General features: G+C 46.9%; 14 protein-coding genes and 1 pseudogene. 9 read left to right on the top strand and 6 right to left on the bottom strand.

All coding sequences use genetic code 11. The features are described 5' to 3' along the window. The first annotated feature begins 336 nt into the window (after window positions 1–336). Window positions 337–2,139, top strand: coding sequence for an oligoendopeptidase F (gene pepF / locus J7E85_RS18120; RefSeq protein WP_215160120.1), 1,803 nt, complete (start codon window positions 337–339; stop codon window positions 2,137–2,139). A gap of 93 nt (window positions 2,140–2,232) precedes the next feature. On the opposite strand, the gene J7E85_RS18115 is transcribed toward pepF, so the two are convergent. Continuing rightward, the gene (locus tag J7E85_RS18115) at window positions 2,233–5,247 is read right to left on the bottom strand and encodes a PAS domain S-box protein (protein WP_215160118.1); all 3,015 of its coding nucleotides are present in this window, start codon (window positions 5,245–5,247) and stop codon (window positions 2,233–2,235) included. Window positions 5,248–5,457: 210 nt separating this feature from the next. Continuing rightward, complete coding sequence (locus J7E85_RS18110; RefSeq protein WP_215160116.1) at window positions 5,458–5,739, bottom strand: GNAT family N-acetyltransferase; 282 nt, start codon at window positions 5,737–5,739, stop codon at window positions 5,458–5,460. Window positions 5,740–5,872: 133 nt separating this feature from the next. On the opposite strand from J7E85_RS18110, the gene J7E85_RS18105 reads away from it, so the two are divergent. The 3 genes from J7E85_RS18105 to J7E85_RS18095 all read left to right on the top strand — a co-directional run bounded on the left by J7E85_RS18105 (window position 5,873) and on the right by J7E85_RS18095 (window position 7,393). Beyond that, window positions 5,873–6,193 (top strand): hypothetical protein, encoded by a 321-nt coding sequence (locus J7E85_RS18105; RefSeq protein ID WP_215160114.1) that lies wholly within the window; start codon window positions 5,873–5,875, stop codon window positions 6,191–6,193. A gap of 128 nt (window positions 6,194–6,321) precedes the next feature. Next, window positions 6,322–6,777, top strand: coding sequence for a VOC family protein (locus J7E85_RS18100; RefSeq protein WP_215160112.1), 456 nt, complete (start codon window positions 6,322–6,324; stop codon window positions 6,775–6,777). Window positions 6,778–6,802: 25 nt separating this feature from the next. Further along, window positions 6,803–7,393 carry a TetR/AcrR family transcriptional regulator gene (locus J7E85_RS18095; protein ID WP_215160110.1) on the top strand — a complete coding sequence of 197 codons (591 nt, stop codon included), beginning with the start codon at window positions 6,803–6,805 and terminating at the stop codon, window positions 7,391–7,393. A 268-nt stretch (window positions 7,394–7,661) separates the two neighbouring features. Here J7E85_RS18095 and J7E85_RS18090 read toward each other — a convergent pair whose 3' ends face one another. Both J7E85_RS18090 and J7E85_RS18085 read right to left on the bottom strand, forming a co-directional pair. After that, a complete protein-coding gene (locus J7E85_RS18090; protein WP_215160108.1) occupies window positions 7,662–8,609 on the bottom strand; it encodes an aldo/keto reductase in 948 nt (315 codons plus the stop codon). Window positions 8,610–8,632: 23 nt separating this feature from the next. After that, the gene (locus J7E85_RS18085; protein WP_215160106.1) at window positions 8,633–9,628 is read right to left on the bottom strand and encodes a Gfo/Idh/MocA family protein; all 996 of its coding nucleotides are present in this window, start codon (window positions 9,626–9,628) and stop codon (window positions 8,633–8,635) included. 122 nt (window positions 9,629–9,750) lie between these two features. Here J7E85_RS18085 and J7E85_RS18080 point away from each other — a divergent pair, with 122 nt between their 5' ends. Then, the gene (locus J7E85_RS18080; protein ID WP_215160104.1) at window positions 9,751–10,587 is read left to right on the top strand and encodes a helix-turn-helix transcriptional regulator; all 837 of its coding nucleotides are present in this window, start codon (window positions 9,751–9,753) and stop codon (window positions 10,585–10,587) included. Between the two features lie 173 nt (window positions 10,588–10,760). Further along, entirely contained in the window at window positions 10,761–11,351 is a 591-nt protein-coding gene (locus J7E85_RS18075) for a hypothetical protein (RefSeq protein WP_215160102.1), read from the top strand. 89 nt (window positions 11,352–11,440) lie between these two features. Here the strand turns inward: J7E85_RS18075 and J7E85_RS18070 are convergent, their stop codons facing one another. After that, window positions 11,441–12,253: a hypothetical protein gene (locus J7E85_RS18070; protein ID WP_215160100.1), complete on the bottom strand. Its 813-nt coding sequence runs from the start codon at window positions 12,251–12,253 to the stop codon at window positions 11,441–11,443. 190 nt (window positions 12,254–12,443) lie between these two features. Further along, a complete protein-coding gene (locus J7E85_RS18065; protein ID WP_215160099.1) occupies window positions 12,444–13,064 on the bottom strand; it encodes a DUF1796 family putative cysteine peptidase in 621 nt (206 codons plus the stop codon). 394 nt (window positions 13,065–13,458) lie between these two features. On the opposite strand from J7E85_RS18065, the pseudogene J7E85_RS18060 reads away from it, so the two are divergent. The 3 genes and pseudogenes from J7E85_RS18060 (at window position 13,459) to J7E85_RS18050 (ending at window position 18,595) form a co-directional block, all read left to right on the top strand. Beyond that, window positions 13,459–14,818 (top strand): annotated as a pseudogene (locus J7E85_RS18060) (MFS transporter). Between the two features lie 233 nt (window positions 14,819–15,051). Beyond that, window positions 15,052–17,310 carry a helix-turn-helix domain-containing protein gene (locus tag J7E85_RS18055; protein ID WP_215160097.1) on the top strand — a complete coding sequence of 753 codons (2,259 nt, stop codon included), beginning with the start codon at window positions 15,052–15,054 and terminating at the stop codon, window positions 17,308–17,310. Between the two features lie 331 nt (window positions 17,311–17,641). Then, window positions 17,642–18,595 carry an ABC transporter permease gene (locus J7E85_RS18050; RefSeq protein WP_215160095.1) on the top strand — a complete coding sequence of 318 codons (954 nt, stop codon included), beginning with the start codon at window positions 17,642–17,644 and terminating at the stop codon, window positions 18,593–18,595. The last annotated feature ends 1 nt before the right edge of the window (window position 18,596 follow it).

Genomic DNA, 18,596 nt, shown 5'->3' with positions numbered 1-18,596 from the left:
GGGCTTCAATTGATATCCGCAGTTCTTAACTAATTCAACGGATGAAATGAAAATCCATCAAGAAATAAACATATCCCCATACAGAGAATGCCCAAAATTTTACATTTCGATCCATATGAAATTTGGTTAGTTAAGAACGACCACCGACATCAAAATCTCTCCTTTAGATAAGAGTATAGAACAACTATATCCATAAATATGGTCCCAAGTCAAGGCCGAAAAGCGGATACGGTCCCTTGAAAAACTGTGATATGATGGAATTGTGATGCAGTTGCTAATCATTAGTAGATGCTGTCGTCAATCAGGAGAGGAAAAGACACGAGAGGAGTTGTATCCATGGGGAAATTGCTGACACGAAGTGAGGTTCCAATCGAGGCAACCTGGAATCTGGATGATTTGTTTGTCTCGCAAGAAGAATTCGAAGCGGGGTTAAAAGCGCTTGAATCGCAAGCTGCTCAATTAACACGATTCAAAGGTAGGCTGGGAGAGGGTGCATCTGTTCTTCTGGAATGCTTGAATGAACAGGAAGCTTTGATGGAAAGCATCAGCAAAGTTGGAGCGTATGCCAGATTACGGCAATCGGAGGACGGAACCAACCCGGCTAACTTGGCGAATTCGGCCAAAACGGGCGATGTTCTCTCACGCATCCAATCCTCGCTGACGTTTATTGTATCGGAGCTGCTGGACCTCGAAGATGGCGCCATCGAACATTACATAACGAAGGAAGAAGGGCTTGTTCCATATGCCCGAAGCTTGAAATTGTTGCTGGAAACCAAGCCTCACCGCTTGAGCCCTGAGACGGAGAGCGTGCTAGCATCGCTGGGAGAGGTGCTCGGGTCCCCTTACCGCATCTATTTGCGCAGCAAGCTGTCGGATATGACCTTTGACGATATTCGAGTAAATGACGAAACCAAACCGGTCTCGTTCCGTTTGTACGAGAATTCTTACGAAATGTCCGAGGATACGCAGCTTCGACGCGAAGCCTATACTTCCTTCACGAAGTCACTGCAGGGATCGCGCCATACATTTGCAGAGGCTTACGCCACCGAAGTGAAGAAGCAAGTGGTGATGTCCCGGCTTCGCGGGTATGATTCCGTAACGGATATGCTGCTGAAGCCGCAGCAAGTGACCATGGAGATGTACAACAATATCCATGATACCATTCTGACGGAGTTAGCTCCGCATATGCGGAGACTTATGAAGCTAAAGAAGCGTGTGCTTGGGCTGGATCAAATGCTGTTCTGCGATTTGAAAGCGCCGATGGATCCGGATTTCAATCCAAGCGTCACTTATGAAGAAGCTTGCTCCACGATTTCCAGTGCTTTGTCGATTCTGGGTCCTGAATACGGCGAGATCGTTAAATCCACGTTCTCCAAACGCTGGGTGGATTATGCCGATAATATTGGTAAATCTACTGGAGCGTTCTGTTCCTCCGTATACGGAGTACATTCATATATCCTGATGGCATGGGCGGACAATATGCGCAATGCCTTCACGTTAGCGCATGAAGTCGGGCATGCCGGTCATTTGATGCTGGCAGCGAAGAATCAGCGTATCACCAATGCGCGTCCTTCCTTGTATTTTATCGAAGCGCCTTCAACGATGAACGAGTTGCTGCTGGCGGATCACTTGCTCAGTCAATCCGAGGATAAGCGGATGCGGCGCTCTGTTATTCTTCAGCTTCTGAGCACGTATTACCATAACTACGTGACTCACCTTCTGGAAGCGGAAATGCAGCGACGGGTATACCGCCATGCGATGGCTGATGAGCCGATTACCGCAGATAAGCTATCTGAGCTAAAAGGTGCCGTGCTATCCGATTTCTGGGGTGACGCGGTCGAGCTCGATGAAGGAGCGAAGCTGACCTGGATGCGGCAACCGCATTATTATATGGGTCTTTATCCATATACTTATGCCGCAGGATTGACCGCATCAACAGCTGCAGCACAATTGATTCGCGAGGAAGGACAACCGGCTGTAGACCGCTGGCTCCAAGTCCTCAAAGCCGGAGGCAGCAAGAGTCCGCTGGAATTAATGGCTATGGCGGGAGTCGATATGTCCACTCCTGAACCGATCTCCAAAGCGGTAGCTTATGTTGGCTCATTAATTGACGAATTGGAGTCCCTGTACGAGGAATAGTACCATTTGCATATAGGAGAGAAGGGTGGTCAACAGCTCATTTGCTGAAGATTACCCTTTTGTTTGTGGAGGATATAGGAGAGACTCTGAAGTTTATTTGTCCGTGATATCGTCCTGCAGCGTATGGGTCGGGATCGTAAAGTAGAAGGAGGAACCGACATTTTCACGACTCTCGACGCCGATGCCCCCTCCCATCAGCTCGACCAGTTTTTTGCTGATCGCCAGACCCAGTCCCGTACCCCCATATTTGCGATTCAAGGATGGGTGAAGCTGCGAGAAGGAGGTGAACAGCTGATGCTGCTGTTCAGCAGGGATGCCAATTCCTGTATCCCTTACTTGAAAAGCAAGCGTGATTTCCTGGGTGCCCGTCCTGAGCAGTCCCTCGACACTCATCATGATGCTGCCCTCATGTGTGAATTTGATGGCATTGCTGATGAGATTAACAAGCACTTGCCGCAGCCGCAGGGCATCGCCGATGATCACATCGGGTACCGTGGAGGTGTTAATGCTGCAGGATAACGATAACCCTTTTTCTTTGGCTTTGGCCGAGAATAAATCAATAACGACTTCAAGCAAGGAACGTAAATCGATCGGTTCGTGAATGAGTGTCATATTGCCGGTCTCGATTTTGCTGAAATCGAGGATCTCGTTCAGGATGTGCAGCAGCGAGCTACTGCTCTCCATCAAAATATCGGTATAATTCTGTTGGTCCTCGTCAAGCTCGGTCGTTCTTAACAGCTCAATCATCCCGATGATGCCGTTCATCGGGGTGCGGAGTTCGTGGCTCATCATGGTCAGAAACTCCGTTTTCGCTTGATCTGCCCGTTCGGCATTCTCCTTCGCCCGGATGATCTCTTTCTCATCGGTGATATCGCGAAACACCATAACGGCGCCTTTGCGCTCTCCTTGATCCCAGATTGGGTTGACCTGATAATTTGCGAGAAAGCTGGTTCCGTCACCTCGCCAAAGCACAATTTCGGCTCTGGACAGCGGTACTCCTTGTTTGACGGCTCGAACTAGCGGAGAATCATCCCCCCGATAAAAAGTGCCGTCATGGCGAATTTCTTTGATAATCTGGTCGCAAGGTCTTCCGATGGTGGTAGCCGGTTCATAATCCAGCATCGCTGCGCCTGCCGGATTGATAAAAGCGACATGTCCGTGAATGTCCAGTCCGATAATGCCTTCGGATACCGTATTCAGCAAAAGAGTGAGCTCGCGGCTAAGTTTCTTAATCTCTTCCATGGTTCGCATGCGCTCGGTAATGTCCCGGGTAATGCCATAGACGCCGACCACTTCGTCATCCACGAAAATCGGTATGTTGATGGTATTGATGTCGATAGGATGTCCATCCTTATGAATTATCGTCAGATCATAGCTCTGCGGTATGCCTTCTGTCGCCTGATTAAAATGATACAACGTTCGAGCCATGTCATTTTCCGCTACAATCGGTCCGAAATACATTCCGATCAGCTCGTCCAAGGAATAACCCGTCAGGTCCTGTAAATTTTGATTGGCCGTTAAGTAGTCGCCATCCAAATTCATGGAGTATACCGCCGACGGATTATATTCAAATAGAGAACGATATCGCTGCTCGCTTTCTTTAAGTTTAAATTCCATCAGCTTTCGTTCGGAAATGTCGCGGGCAATCGAAATGATTTCGTTCTTTTGGCCGTTCTGCGTGCTAATGTACTTGCAATTGACTTCAAACCAGATGTGCCTGCCATTCTTATGTATATAACGGAAGGTGATCGGTGTGAGCAATTTGCAGTCCAGGCAATTCTTGAAATAGTCCTGAAGCGGTATGATATCCTCAGCGTATACGTAATCGAATATACTGGTGCCAACCATCTCATCCGGACGATATCCAAGCAGTGAATAACAGGAAGGTGAACAATAAAGAAACGTTGAACAGCCTATGGTGCTACTCGATATGAAATCAAGGGAATTTTCGGTTATGAGCTTGTACTTATTTTCATTCTCCAGCGACTGCTGTTCAATCAGCACCTGCTCGGTGATATCTTGCGCCATGCCAACTATCTCCATGGGTCTGCCTTCATTCGTAACGGAGACTTCCCATTGAGCTCGAATGGTTCGGATTTGCTTGTCATGAAGCTGGATCCGGTAGATGATTTCATTCGCCTTCCCTTGAATGGCTCTGCTCACCGCCGCCTCCAGCCGCTCGCGGTCCTCCGGAACGACCAATGACAACAGCGTGTTATGGTTTGGCTCGGTGGCACTGATCTGATATCCGTAAATTCGCCTCATTTCATCGCTGTAGGTTAGCGTATGCGTGATCAAGTCCCAACGCCAGGAGCCGATCTTGGCAATCCGCTGCGCATGGGCCAGTGTATCCTCATCCGTTTTGCGCTTGGTAATATTTCGTCCAATGGCCAGAACCTTATTAATCTCGCCTTGAGCTCCCCGAATCAGCTGAAAAGACGTTTCGAACCATAAATAATGTCCGTCTTTATGGCGAATGCGTCGAACGAAGCTATTTTCCTCTGAAAATAGTTTGCCCGGTTCTTTCATTTGCTCGGAATCGACTTGATGGTAGTAATCGATCCGGTGTTGGCCCGTCATTTCCTCTTGGGTGTATCCCAGTATTTCTGTAGCGGAAGGAGAGATGTATTCAATTATGCCGTCAGCGTTGCTGATGGATATAAGATCTTGTCCGCTTTTGGAGATGAGTGCAAGCAGTTCATCATTCTTAATAATCGGCGGCAATGACGACTCCTCCTGTATGGCCCCAGGTTCAAGACAGCATAATATCCATGGAGCTTCTCCTTGGGAGGGATGCTCAAGCAGGGAAATACGCACAGAGATATGTACTTGATACCCGTCACGGCGGGTAAAATAAGAGTCTCTTTTGAGCGTGGACGTTGCGTCATATGTCAATGATTGCGATATTTGTTGAATCGGTAGGTTGGATAGAACTTGGATTTCGGAAGCTTTGAGCTGAAGCAGTTCTGAACGTTTGGTTTCGGTAAGTTCGCAAAAACGATCATTAACCATCGCCACAGGCTCGTCAACCGCAGAAATCAGGATCGCCCCAATAGGCAATTTATCAAACATTTGTTCCCAGACCCAATGTTCCGCTGTTTGCCTCATGATTATAGTTGCCTCCCTAACTTAAGCTATACCATTCGATCATAGAGGATAAGATCACTCTATCGCAATCGAAAATACCTAAGTATAATTTGAACTTGGAATTAAGGCGCGTAAAAGCCAACCGATAAGAGGAGCATTCTTATGGCTGGCGGTTTAACCTTACAAGTACATCAGATTATTAATGCCATATGTTATTTTTATCATCGTTTTTTATTTGTGCAGCAGTACACGATCGTCGACGTTTTTGTCAAAATAATGCCCGGCATAGGAGCAAGCGGGGATGATTTTCAAATCTTCTTCCCGGGCGTATCCTATTACTTTTCGAATGAGCTCGTCGGCGATTCCTTGCCCTCGTAGGCCAGGTGAGATATAGGTATGATCGATACTAATCACTCCATTTCCTTGAGGCGAGTAGGAGATTTCGGCTACCGTTTTTCTGTCATCTTCAATAAAAAAGCTGCCGGGCTTTGTCTGTATATTTCGTTTGTCCATGTTGTTTAACCCTCCTTCATCTGGTTGTACTATACCCGTATCCGCTATTCATTAAACGGATTTCAGATAGGCGAACACCCTTGACGGGATATTTGCATACAATGCGAATAGAAGAGAACGAAGGAGGAGCATCATGAACAATTATTCAACGCAACCGCAAATGCTGTTTCAATGCGATCACCATCTGGTACATTCCATGAAGAAGCATAGAGAAAGCGCCCATGCTGCTATGAAAAATGTGGTGAATCGCAAGGTAAGAGTGCATACGATGGATGATGAAGCCATCGAAGGAATCGTCATAAACGTAGACGCAAAAAATGTTTACATTCTTGTAGAACAAGGCAACAGAGGTTTCTTCCCCGGATATGCTCCCTTTGTGCCATACGGGCCTAATCCTAATGTAGTATTGCCGCTAGCGTTGTTCAATCTTTTGGCTGTCAGTTTGTTGTGGTAGCAAACGAAGAACCTGCAGTCTGGTCTGCAGGTTCTTTTTTTTGTGGAAATTTTTTTAAAATTACATTTACATACATGCTGTATGTATGTTAAATTGGATTCATCCCAAATAGAGGAGATGTTTTCCATATGAAGCTGCAAGGATTTTATCCTGTGATCATGACAGACGAGATCGCCGAAAGCGCAGAGTTTTACACACGGTTGTTTGGATTTGAGATTGTTTTTGAAGCGGATTGGTATGTAAGCCTGAAGCAGGGAGACCAGGAACAAGGCACTTATGAAATGGCCATTTTGTCCAAAGACCATCCCACGGTACCGTCCGCTTTTCAGAAACCTGTACAGGGATTGATTCTTAATTTTGAGGTGGAGGATGTGGATGCCGAGTATCAAAGGCTGATCATCCACGAAAAGCTGCAGCTTCATCAGGAGATGCGGGACGAGGAATTTGGTCAGCGGCATTTTATTACCAGTGACCCGAATGGAGTACTGATTGACATGATCAAAATCATTCCGCCTTCCCCGACCTTTCTGGAGCAGTATAATGAAGAAGTGTGGTCACCAAACCAGGTTGACTCCAGAGAATGATACATAAGGGAGAACAACGCTAATTATGAGAAGAAGCAAAAGCGAAACCCACGAGACAATACAGCTGCTGCTGAAGGTAGCCAGAACACAATTTACGGAAAAAGGCTATGCCAATGCGGCACTAGAGGAAATTGCCGACGAAGCTAATGTTACTCGCGGCGCGCTGTATCATCACTTTAAGAATAAACTAGGTTTGTTCCTGGCCGTGCTTGAATTAGTACAATCGGAAATTGCACAGCGCGTGGAGACGGAAGCGGGTGCCTCCGAGGATCCCTGGGAGCAGCTCCTGTTTGGCTGCCGGGCTTTCATTGCTGCCGTGGTAGAACCGCAGAATAAGCGAATTATGCTCATTGACGGTCCAAGTGTCGTAGGCTGGGAATCTTGGCGCGAGATGGACGAGTTGCATTCGATGAGTCATCTGCGGGAGCAGTTAACCTTGATGCAGGAGCAGGGAATGATGAAGAGAATCCCCGTTGATGCTATGACCCATGCCTTGTCTGGCGCATTAAATGAATGCTCGCTTTGGGTCGCTCAAATGCCTGCAACCGATAAGGGCATCGAGGAAACGATGGATGTGATTGCCGGCATGTTACAAGGTTTTCGAGTAAGAGACTAAAGGATATGATAAGGTTTACCCCTTCGTCGCTGCCCTTTCGCTCAAGTCGACGAATTTTAAGGAAGCACTCGAATTTACGGTTGAATATGAAGCATATCTTCGGAGTTTGCAGGAGTAGGAAGTAACGATGCAGCGGATGCAGCGCGGAGTTTTCTGCCCATCAAGGAGATGTCTTCGTCCTAGTATAAGATTTCAGATGGTTCATTAGTCTATAAAAAAAGCACCTTGAGCAGGATGAAAATATCCTGGGACAAGGCGCTTTTAACATTTAGATTGAAGACAGCTGATCAACCGTTAGGTCTAACCAGTCTAATTCTTCCCTTGTCAGCTGAATGGTTGAACCCTCATCACAGGATTTTAATTCTTCGGCTGATTGCGCACCGATGAGCGCACAGGTTGGGAAGGGCTGGTTCAGCACGTAAGCGAGCGCAATCTGAATGGCTGTCACATGTTTAGATGCCGCCAGCTGCTTTGCACGCTCTAATCGCTCCCAGTTCTCATCGCTGTAGAACACCCGCACAAGATCCGCATTATCCCGAATTTCAGGCGTGAATCGGCCGGTGAAGAATCCTCTCGCTTGGGAAGACCAGGAGAGCAGCGGGAACTGCTCGGATTCATGCCACGCAATTGTCTCTGCATCGGCAGACACGCAGCCTTTCCAGAACGGCTCGTTTGGCTTGGCCAGACTGAGATTCGGGCTGCTGAAGGAGAAACCGACCAATCCATTCGCTTCGGCATAGGCATTGGCATCCCGGATGCGTTCCCATGTCCAATTGGATACCCCAATGGCGCCAACACTGCCATCGACAATGTATTCGTTCAGAGCCTCAATAACTTCACCTGCCGGAACCTCAGGGTCGTCACGGTGAAGTGCGTACAGATCGATGAAATTCGTTTGCAGTCTTTCGAAGCTCATTGTGATGTCACTCTTGATGTCTTTTTTATTGACGCGCGGGCCGTTCTGATCATGATGGGCACCCTTGGTCAGTATGACGATCTGATCCCGGTTTCCTCTTTCCTGCATGTATCTGCCGATGACTTCTTCGCTTTGACCTCCACAGTAGATGTGGGCGGTATCAACGGAATTGCCGCCAATAGCCAGGTATGCATCCATATTCGCGGCTGCTTTCTCATACGAATCATGATAGAAGTAGTCCGTTCCTTTCATTAGCGCTGAGACGGGTTTGTTTAATCCCTTGATTGATATATATTTCATATTCATATCCTCCTTGGGTGTATTTACAATACAATTCGCTTCCGTTCATGGGCAGATTGCAGGCAGGCGTCAATGACTTTCATGTTGTGAATGGCATCCTCTGCGGAGTAGCGGAGAGGTTTGTTGTTCAAAATAGCTTCGGCCATGTGGTCGCCTTGTTCGCTGTATGCGTTTGCACGAGAAACCTCGATTTCTTTACGTCCTTCGTCGGTCGTTAAGAAGAAGTTCGCTCCGTCCTCAGGCAGGCTATAGGCGTAAGGGACTTCAATCAGACCATCCGTACCCACAATTTCAAGAGGGTTGCGATAAGCCGCCCACATTCCGCAATCAAATGTCAGGGCTACATTGCCTTCAAATTCGACTAATCCGGATGCCATCATGTCGACATGGTCATGCTCAGGGGAGAAGAAGGCTTGAACGGTAACAGCTTCCGGCTCTTTATCCAGCAGGATGCGCGCGGCATTGATTGGATAACAGCCGACATCATAAATCGAGCCGCCGCCCCAATCCTTGCGGAAACGGACATTCCCGTGATTGGCGGAGCTGTTGAAGGTAAACGCGCTGCGTATGCCCCGAATGTCCCCGATGGCACCGGAGTCGATCATTTCCTTCATCAAGTCATACCGCGGGTGATAGCGATACATAAAGGCTTCAGCCAGCACTACGCCGGCTTTAGCTGCTGCTTCAGCCATTTCAGCTGCTTCTGCTTCCGTCAGCGCAAGCGGTTTTTCGCATAGAATGTGTTTACCGGCTTCCGCCGCCCGGATGCTCCATTCTTTATGTAGATGGTTAGGGAGCGGAATATAGATAGCATCTATAGAAGAATCCTCGAGCAAGGACTCGTAACTGCCGTATGCAGTCGGAATATTCAGTTCCTCTGCCGATTGCGCTGCCTTTGCCTGGTCGCGGCTCGCAATGGCAACGACATCATTGAGACGGGATTGCTGTAAACCAGGTATGACCGAGCGTTTGGCAATGCTGGCGCAGCCAAGGATTCCCCAACGAAGTTTTTGAGTCATGTTCATCAGCTCCTATACAACTTATTAAGATTATATTGCGATTATAAAAGACAAGAATTAAAATTGATATAATATTATTTTGTAGTCTAATACAACAATATTGTCATTTGAGGAGTATTATGATGAAACGACAAAGTCATCTGTTAACCCTTCCGCAAATGCCATTCTTCTGCCTGCCCGAATCAGTAGGGATATACCGGGATGAACTGGACCATACCGTTATGCGGGCAGCCGGGTCTCTGAACAATTTCAATATTCATTATGTGGCTTCCGGTAAAGGGTATGTTGAAATCGAAAATGTAGTTCATACGCTTGGCCCAGGTGAAGCCGTGCTATATTTTCCTATGCAGGCTCAGCGTTATTACACCAGCGAGGACGATCCGTGGGATGTACGGTGGTTCCACTTTTATGGCAGCGGTCTGCAGAACTATTTCATCGAACGTGGATTTCATAAAAGCCAGCTGTGGAGCATTCGGCAACCGTCAGCCTTTGAGGAAGCGCATGAAGCGCTGTTATGTGAGGCGGAGACCCACCGGATGCTCAAGCCAGCGCAGCTGTCCACGCTAACGTATTCCTTGTTAGCCGTATTCGTGGAGCAGGCGTCCGCATTATCGGACAATAAATCGAACAACTCGGCCAACCGGATTCTTGAACTGCTGCCGATCATGCAGCAGGAAGCGGCACAGCCGTTTATTTTGGAGGAGTGGGCGGACAGACTTGGCGTAACCACCTACTATTTCTGCAAATTATTCCGCAATGTCATGGAGATGACCCCGATGGATTTTGTGACGCGCTGCCGTCTTCAGATGGCAAAGCAGTGGCTGCTCGACCATAAAGAAAAAACCATCGGACAAATTGCAGTGGAAGCGGGCTATCCGAGCGTCAGTTACTTTAACAAGCGATTTATGGAGCATGAAGGCATGACACCATCTTCCTATCGTCGCTTATATGGGGTATAGTTATGGATATCACGTCGCCAGGTCAGGTGAGAACTCGACTTAGGTCCAGGTTCTATTCACACCTATAGTCGGTTATGGAAACGGCTTGCCTCTACTACAATGGAATTAACGAAGGATTTGACGAAATCCGGATTCAATGAAATATGTAATCAATGTATGTGGGGGAAAGCCAAATGTCCGATAACCAAAATATATATGTTCTACTGACCGATACGGGTACGATGTTTACCAAACTGATTAAACGAATTACTGCCGCGCCTTATAATCATGCTTCGCTGGCGCTGGACGAGAACTTGAATGAAGTGTTCAGTTTTGGCCGCAAATGCGCCAACAATCCCTGGGTTGGGGGATTTGTTGAGGAAGATGTATACGAAGGAACCTTCCGTCACTTTCCAGGTACACGCTGTGCTCTGCTCCGACTCGAGGTCACAAGGGATCAATTTGAGGAGGCAAGAAGCGTGATTCAAAATTATAAGGATGAAGAGGATGCTTACGGGTACAATCTCATCGGTATGTTTGGCGTGCTGATGGGACTTGATATTATGAGAGAAAGATCCTACTTCTGTTCACAATTCGTAGCGGAAGCGATGAAGCAAAGCAGAATCCATCTATGGAATCGCCCTTCCTCCGCAGTAACTCCGAATGATTTCTTTCAGCATCCGGCATTCGAGGTTATTTATGAAGGCATGTTATATGACTATCCATTGCTTGATCAATCCAGGTTGGCTGGATTCCAATACCCGTTACAAACGGCTTCAAGTTGAGTTGACTTTTGAGTTGATTTGTTGCATATCGAACCATAACTTCTGCCCTCGGCAGAAGTTGTTTTTGTTTGGTGGGATTATTGAAAGCGTCATTTTAATTGCGCATTTGCTCGTGCAATGATCGACTCGATTTTTTGTTCGTGATTGTAAATGCTTTTCTTTTTCGTCAGGATCTGACCGGAGAGCGTCAGCAGCCTGGAAAGGGTATCGCTGGTTCTGGCCGATTCATTCGCCTTTACTGCTGCTTTGAAATTTTTCCACTCGGTTGTCATCAGTTTATTGGGAGTTGAGATTGCGCTTTTATCGCCCTTGATCTTACTTTTGTAGGATTCAATCTCGGACAGGATAGAGCGGACCTTAGCCGCTTTGGAAGTTTTCTCTTTCTTGGCTGCCGTAAGTGCCGCCTGCTTATTTCGGATATCCTCACGTCCCAGGGTAACCAGGATCTTCATGCCACCGGCCTGTGACTGCAGCATCTTGGAGAGCGTTTTGTCTTTGAGTTTCTTAGCAACGGCGATTTGCTTATTGAGAGCGGTATAGGTATTAAACAGCGGCTGGTACTTAGTTTTGGCTGCTTGGAGCTGATCCTCCAGCTTGCGGATTTTGTCCTTATCGATTTCGCTGATTCTTTTGCGGGTTTCCGAGGCTTTGGCTTCATTGGCATAACGAAGGGAAGAGATTCGATCATCCCAATCCATCGCTTGCTTTCGTTCCGATTTAAAATTATCGTACTGATTGATGAGTTTGGTACGTACGGTTCCACCGGCCCGGTCCGCCGTGGCATTCAATTGGGCTTGGACCGTATCGGTGAACTCGATCGCAGCTGCATTCGCGAAAGGTATGGGGATTAAAGTGAGAAATAGCGCCATAACAAGGGATGAGGTCAGTAATCTTCTAAACATAAACATCGCTCCTTAACATAACGAATAATCATCATGAGCGGCAGTTGCATCATGACAGGAAGGCCGGACTCACGACAAAAAGCACCCGTTAGAAAGGCGCATTCAACGCCAGACTTACGGGTGCTTCCTTCGTAAGAGCTCCGATTCACTTTTTGTAAATATACAGGTGAATTTTGGTTTTGTCAAACACTTATTCCCCTGAAATGAGTGAGAATCCTCCAAGAATGGTCTTCCAAGCCTCCAAATCCCCCTCCCATGTGGGCCCTTTCGGTATTTGCTTGATGAGCACCTGATTCGAGAAAGAAGGAAGAGTAACAATACTTGGACTGCTGCTAAGCATGACAAATAACAGGGTTACGTTCGGATTGGAGTAAGTTTCGTGAATAACCTGATCAATCGTCTCAGCATCTTTTTTATGCGGGATGATCCGCACGAGCAGCGTCTTTTGTTCAGAATTCAAGCAGCGGTTAAAGCGCTCGATTCTTCGATCCAGCCGTTCACGAAAAGCGGGGTAGTCATATAGCGGCTGCTCTTCCGGATTGTTCTTGAAATCATGGAAGGATAAACAGGAGGATCGTTTGTCGCGTACATAATAACAGTTCACGGATTTACCATAAATGTCCAGGTTATCCCGGAGCATGAAATCGTTGATTTGATGTTTAATGACTTTGCAAAATTCACGGGTTGAAGCGAAGTTGAACCAGTCCCACGGACCTGCTGCATGACGCAGCTTGTTTCTTCTTAGCTGGGCGGCAACCTGACAGTTGTAACCCAGACTGAAAATGGCATCAAACTCCATAGGGGTTGTCATGCTACCAGACCTCCTTGAATCTATCATTAGATATCATATGCAAATTGATAGAGTTGGTATGGAGTAGTGACCAAGGAAAGATGTGGGAGAGCATAGCCACTGTTTAAGCTTAACGGTTGGGAGGAGGGGAGTATTTAGGCGCCTTCTATAGGTGCAAACAACATGTGAATCCTCCTCTGCTTCTATATCATTGTATTTTTCGTCTTCCGCATCCGTATGTTATATTAAAATCAGAATATTCAAAGGAGGATTATTGCATGCGGCAAAAAAGATGGATTTGGGTACAAAATTTGAGGGAAATCGCATCATTGACCCTATAAACTGCGTATTCCCCTAAATTTACGGGGGCAACTACCAAGTGGAAGAGATTACTCAACCAAATCAAAAATTACGGATTACAAATTTGAAAGGCACGTTTGCCTGGCTGGGATTTTTGGTGTTTTACAGCGTATTGAATGAAACCGTGTTTAATGTGGCACTGCCGGATATCGCCAGACAATTTCATGTGGCGCCATCGACAGCCAATTGGGTCAATACAGGCTTTATGCTGTCATTTGCCATAGGTTCGTTTGTGTACGGAAAAATATCGGATCTGTACGGGATCAAAAAAATGCTCATCATAGGCATCGTAACGTACGGCAGTGGGTCTATGCTGGGATTAGCGGCACATGCCTATTTACCTGCTGTGATTGCGGCAAGATTTATTCAGGGGGCGGGAGCCTCTGCCATTCCTGCGCTGGTCATGGTCATGATTGTGCGTTATTTCGATGCAAAATCTCGCGGAAGAGCTTTTGGTCTTATAGGATCACTGGTTGCAACGGGCGAAGGAATCGGGCCTGTCATCGGAGGCGTCGTTGCCCATTATGTGCACTGGTCTGTGTTGTTTGTTTTTCCTCTTATGACGCTTGCAACGATTCCGTTCTTTTTAAAAGTGCTGCCGGATGAAGCCGAACAGAAAGGGAACATTGATGTTATTGGGGCGGCTCTGCTCTCCGTTGACGTAGTGCTATTTACCTTGTTTACGACCCATGAACATTGGATGTATCTGGCTGGCTGTTTAGCAGCGCTCGTATTATTCGCCACACGTATCAAGCGGGCCCCCAATCCATTTATCGAACCCTATTTATTCGTAAGGAAGAAGTTCATCGCCGGAACGATCACGGGCTGCGTCATTTTGGGCATTGCAGCCGGATTTCTGTCCATGGTGCCTTATCTGATGAGAAGCGTCCATCATCTGTCAACGGGCATGATTGGCGCGGGTATTATATATATTCCCTGGTGCCATGAGCGTCATGCTGTTTGGCATGTTAGGGGGGTTACTCGTCGATAAGAATGGTCATCATTTTGTGTTCTATATAGGAGCCTTGATGATTATCGGTGGTTTTTTAACCATGGCTATGCTGGCGGATCAATCACCTTGGATTGTAACAGCTATGTTGATTTTTGTATTTGGAGGCCTTTCTTTTGTGAAGACGGTGATATCAACGGTCGTTTCCGATTCTCTGGAAGAGAAAGAAGCAGGAGCAGGGATGGGAATGCTTAATTTTGCATGTTTCTTATCGGAAGGGATCGGAGTCGCAATTGTAGGAGGCTTGCTTTCCAGACGATGGCTGGATTTCCCGCTTCTTCCGATGTTATGGAATGCTGAGGCAGACTTGTACAGCAACTTGCTACTTCTGTTTTCGTTGGTTATCGTAGCTGGAAGTATGATCTATACATTGGCTTATACCGGAAAAAGAAGCAGACGAATCTAACGCATAGAAGCACATATGTGATCCAAATCCCGCTCTCTCTTGTAACAACGGAGAGAGCGGGATTTTTGGATTACAAGCCTTTTATACGTCATGGTTAGCTGCCACTTCTGTATTGACTAACTCACGATTAACGCCTATATTGTACGAATAATAAATGGAAGGAGTTGTATTATTTAAAGAAAAACTGCATTCCAGTCTAATTTGCTGCCAGAACTAAATATTGGGGGAGAGCAATGAGGCGCAAACGAACCAATTCTCGCTTGTTCTATCAATTTCTACTGTCGCATGTACTGATTTTTGCCATACCGTTCATCATACTTAGCAGTGTCGTGTATTATAATGCGGTCGTACGGTTCAAAAGTGAAATTGAGGCATCCAATGTATACAAGCTGAACCAGGTTAAGAATACGTTCGACTTATTGGCACGCGGTCTGGACAACACGGCTTCAAGGATTTCGATTGACTCCGAATTGACTCCATTCGTAGTGAAGAGCGGGAAATACAAGGAAATTGAAGCGGTGGATGAGCTGGGCAAATATAAGGCAAATAATACAATAGTCGATGAAGTTGCGCTTTATTTTCATGGGGATGAGCGGCTGTATACTTCGTCCGGAATCAACTCGTTCGATACATTTGCAAAGCGTGTATACGGATTTAATGACCTGGACGGGATTCGCCTGGACGAGGAAATGAGCCGACTTAAGATCCCTGAAATCCGTCGTATCCAGACTACGGTCACGGGCAGCAGCCAACAGCAAAACGTGCTGATGTATATGTTCCCGATTCCACGCAATAGCCAATCGCCTTACGGCACGGTTAGCTTCTTCATTCGTGAATCGATGCTGACCGACCTGGTTGGTCCTATTTTAGGGGACTTTAATGGTAGCGTTTACATCTTGGATTCCAAGGACAGCATTCTGGCTTCAAGAAGCCACGAGAACGACCTGACAGAACAGGATGCTAAACAGTTACTTGTCTCCGAGACCCAGGATGGCATTCATGATGCCAAGCTAGGGGGCGAACATTATTCTCTAATGCAGGCTAAATCAAAATGGACGGGTTGGTCTTATGTTATCGTTATGCCAACCGACCAGTTTTTGGGAAGGGTACTGGAAATGCGGACCTTTGTATTGCTCATTTGTGGTGCAGTTGTCGCCTTCGGGATTCTGATCGCCGTACTGCTCTCGACTAGACAATACCGTCCGATCCGGAACATCGCAGACTATGTACGGACTTTACAGGTATGGACGCATGGAAACGATGATCGCCGCCATAATGAACTCGACTTGATCCGCGATTCGGTTCAGGCGACGCGCGACCTGATGAAGAGAATCGATGAACAGCGTCCGATTGTGCGTGAGCAGTTTTTCGTCCGACTGATATTAGGTTTAATCAAGGATGAGGAGGAGACGATAGCTTTTTTGTCTCGGGAAAATTTGTCGCTTCCCGAAGAGAGCTGCTTTGTGACTGTTATCCCGATGGACGGGAGTGAGTACATATCCAGGCAGAACCGGGAAGAGCTGCTGCGGCTGCTGTCCGAGATATCCATGACGGATGCGGTTGGGTATGGAGTAGAACTCATACCAGATCAGTCCCTCGCCATCCTGATTAGCACGGGCTGCAACGAATCCTGTCTGCGCCAAGTCCAAGAGGAAATTGCAGGCGAAATTGCTCGGCTGTTCGAGCATTGCTGCGGATTTCGGCCAACGGTCGGCGTGGGCAGCCCGGTATCCGGGCTGATTCATGCGAATCGGTCTTACATTGAAGCTTCAGCTGCTATGGAGCAAAGTGGTCGGATTCGCAAAGGGGAGATCGTATATTTCGCTGATATGTCCGAATGGCAGGAAGGCAGTGAGTGGTACCCGATCGAAGAGCAAATCCGCCTTGTGCAAAGCATGAAGCAGGGAAACAATGAAGCAGCCAAAACCGCGCTGGTTAACATCATGCACGATTTAGAAGGAAAAGAAGTATCCTTGTTTTACTTCCGCTGTATGAGTTTTGATCTGATCAACACGTTCCTTAGAACGATGAATGAACTGAAACTGAGTATTCCTCAAGAGTATCGGAGCCATTTGGCGGAATTTACGACCTTGAAACAACTGGATGCCGGGATGACCGGACTCATTGACCTCATATGCGATTATGTGCAGGCAAATAAAGAAAGCAAGAACACCGCCATGGGAGCAGAGATTTTCCAATATATTGAGCAGCACTACCAGGAATATGACCTGAATTTGGAGAAAATCGCCGATCACTTCCAGATGTCCATTTCCTATTTCAGCCGTTACATGAAGGACCAGACGGGTTATACGTTCACCGAATATGTTACCCATCTTCGCATGGAGGAGGTCAAACGGCTGTTAAAGCACAGCGATCTGGCGATTAAAGATATTGTTGCCAGCGTTGGCTATTCGGACGTCTCCAATCTTATGCGCAAATTTAAAAATACAGAAGGTATAACGCTTGGGCAATACCGGAAACTGTATTCGTGAGTACAGAGCTATAAATCTTCGTATAATTTTTCGATAAAACGCGTGTTTCTACTCGAAATCTTCGATTCGAGAGAACGCGCTTTTTTTGTCCATTAGCTTGGGGTGGGGAAGAGGTAATCCTTAATAAGGAGGGCTGATACAGAATTGTAAAGAATCGACAAGCCACAGCAAGAATAACAAATTTACACGAATCCGCCTTGTCATGGCAGGTAATGTAAAAAGTAACAACCACAGAACAATATCTACAGATTTACGATTACATTTTCGAACAGATAGCATGAGATTTATTAACTGTGGTTCACAAGTTCAATTTGAGAAAGGGGATAAGTTCATGACAGCCAAGACACTGCTTGCTGCCAAAAGTGCGGGGGGCGGGCTCAGGAAAAGCAGATGGAGGTCGGTTTTCAAAAATTGGGAATTGTATATATTCGTTCTGCCCACGATGGCCTATTTTATTGTATTTCATTACTTCCCGCTGTATGGCCTGCAGATTGCCTTCAGGGATTATGCCCCCAGTTCGGGGATATGGAACAGCCCTTGGGTCGGTCTTGAGCATTTAAGGCGTTTTTTCGATTCTTATTATTTTTGGGATTTGATATGGAACACGATTGGCATCAGCTTGTATGAAATGATCGTTGGGTTTCCGATCCCGATTATTATCGCGTTAGCGCTTAATGAGCTGAAGAACGGGGCGTTCAAGAAGTGGGTGCAGACCGTAACGTATGCGCCCCACTTTATATCCGTCGTCGTCATGAGCGGCATGATTATCGCCTTTCTGTCTCCGGGAACCGGTTTAGTCAATTTGGCCATCAAGGCTTTGGGTGGAGAACCTGTACAATTTCTGGGCGAGCCGGGCTGGTTCAAGTCTGTGTTTGTACTCTCCGGTGTATGGCAAAGTATGGGCTGGGGGACGATTATTTACCTGGCGGCGCTGGCTGGAGTCGATCCCCAGCAGCATGAAGCGGCGATGATTGACGGAGCCACCCGGATGAAGCGCATATGGCATATCAATCTTCCGAGCATCCTGCCTACGATGGTGATCTTGCTCATTCTGAACGTAGGGAGCTTTATGTCCGTCGGGTTTGAAAAAGTATTCCTGCTGCAAAATCCACTGAATTTGGAGTCGTCAGACGTTATCTCCACATACGTATACCGAAGCGGGCTTGTGCAAGGCCAGTTCAGCTTCTCGGCTGCGATTGGCTTGTTTAACTCGGTCATTAATTTCATACTGCTGCTTACCGTTAACCGGATCGCCAAGAGAGTAAACGAGACAAGTCTATGGTAGA

Source organism: Paenibacillus sp. ISL-20 (genome assembly GCF_018613005.1).
GTDB lineage: Bacteria > Bacillota > Bacilli > Paenibacillales > Paenibacillaceae > Paenibacillus_AQ.
The sequence above is the reverse complement of the archived record's forward strand: the minus strand, read 5'-3'. Positions and strand labels throughout refer to the sequence as shown.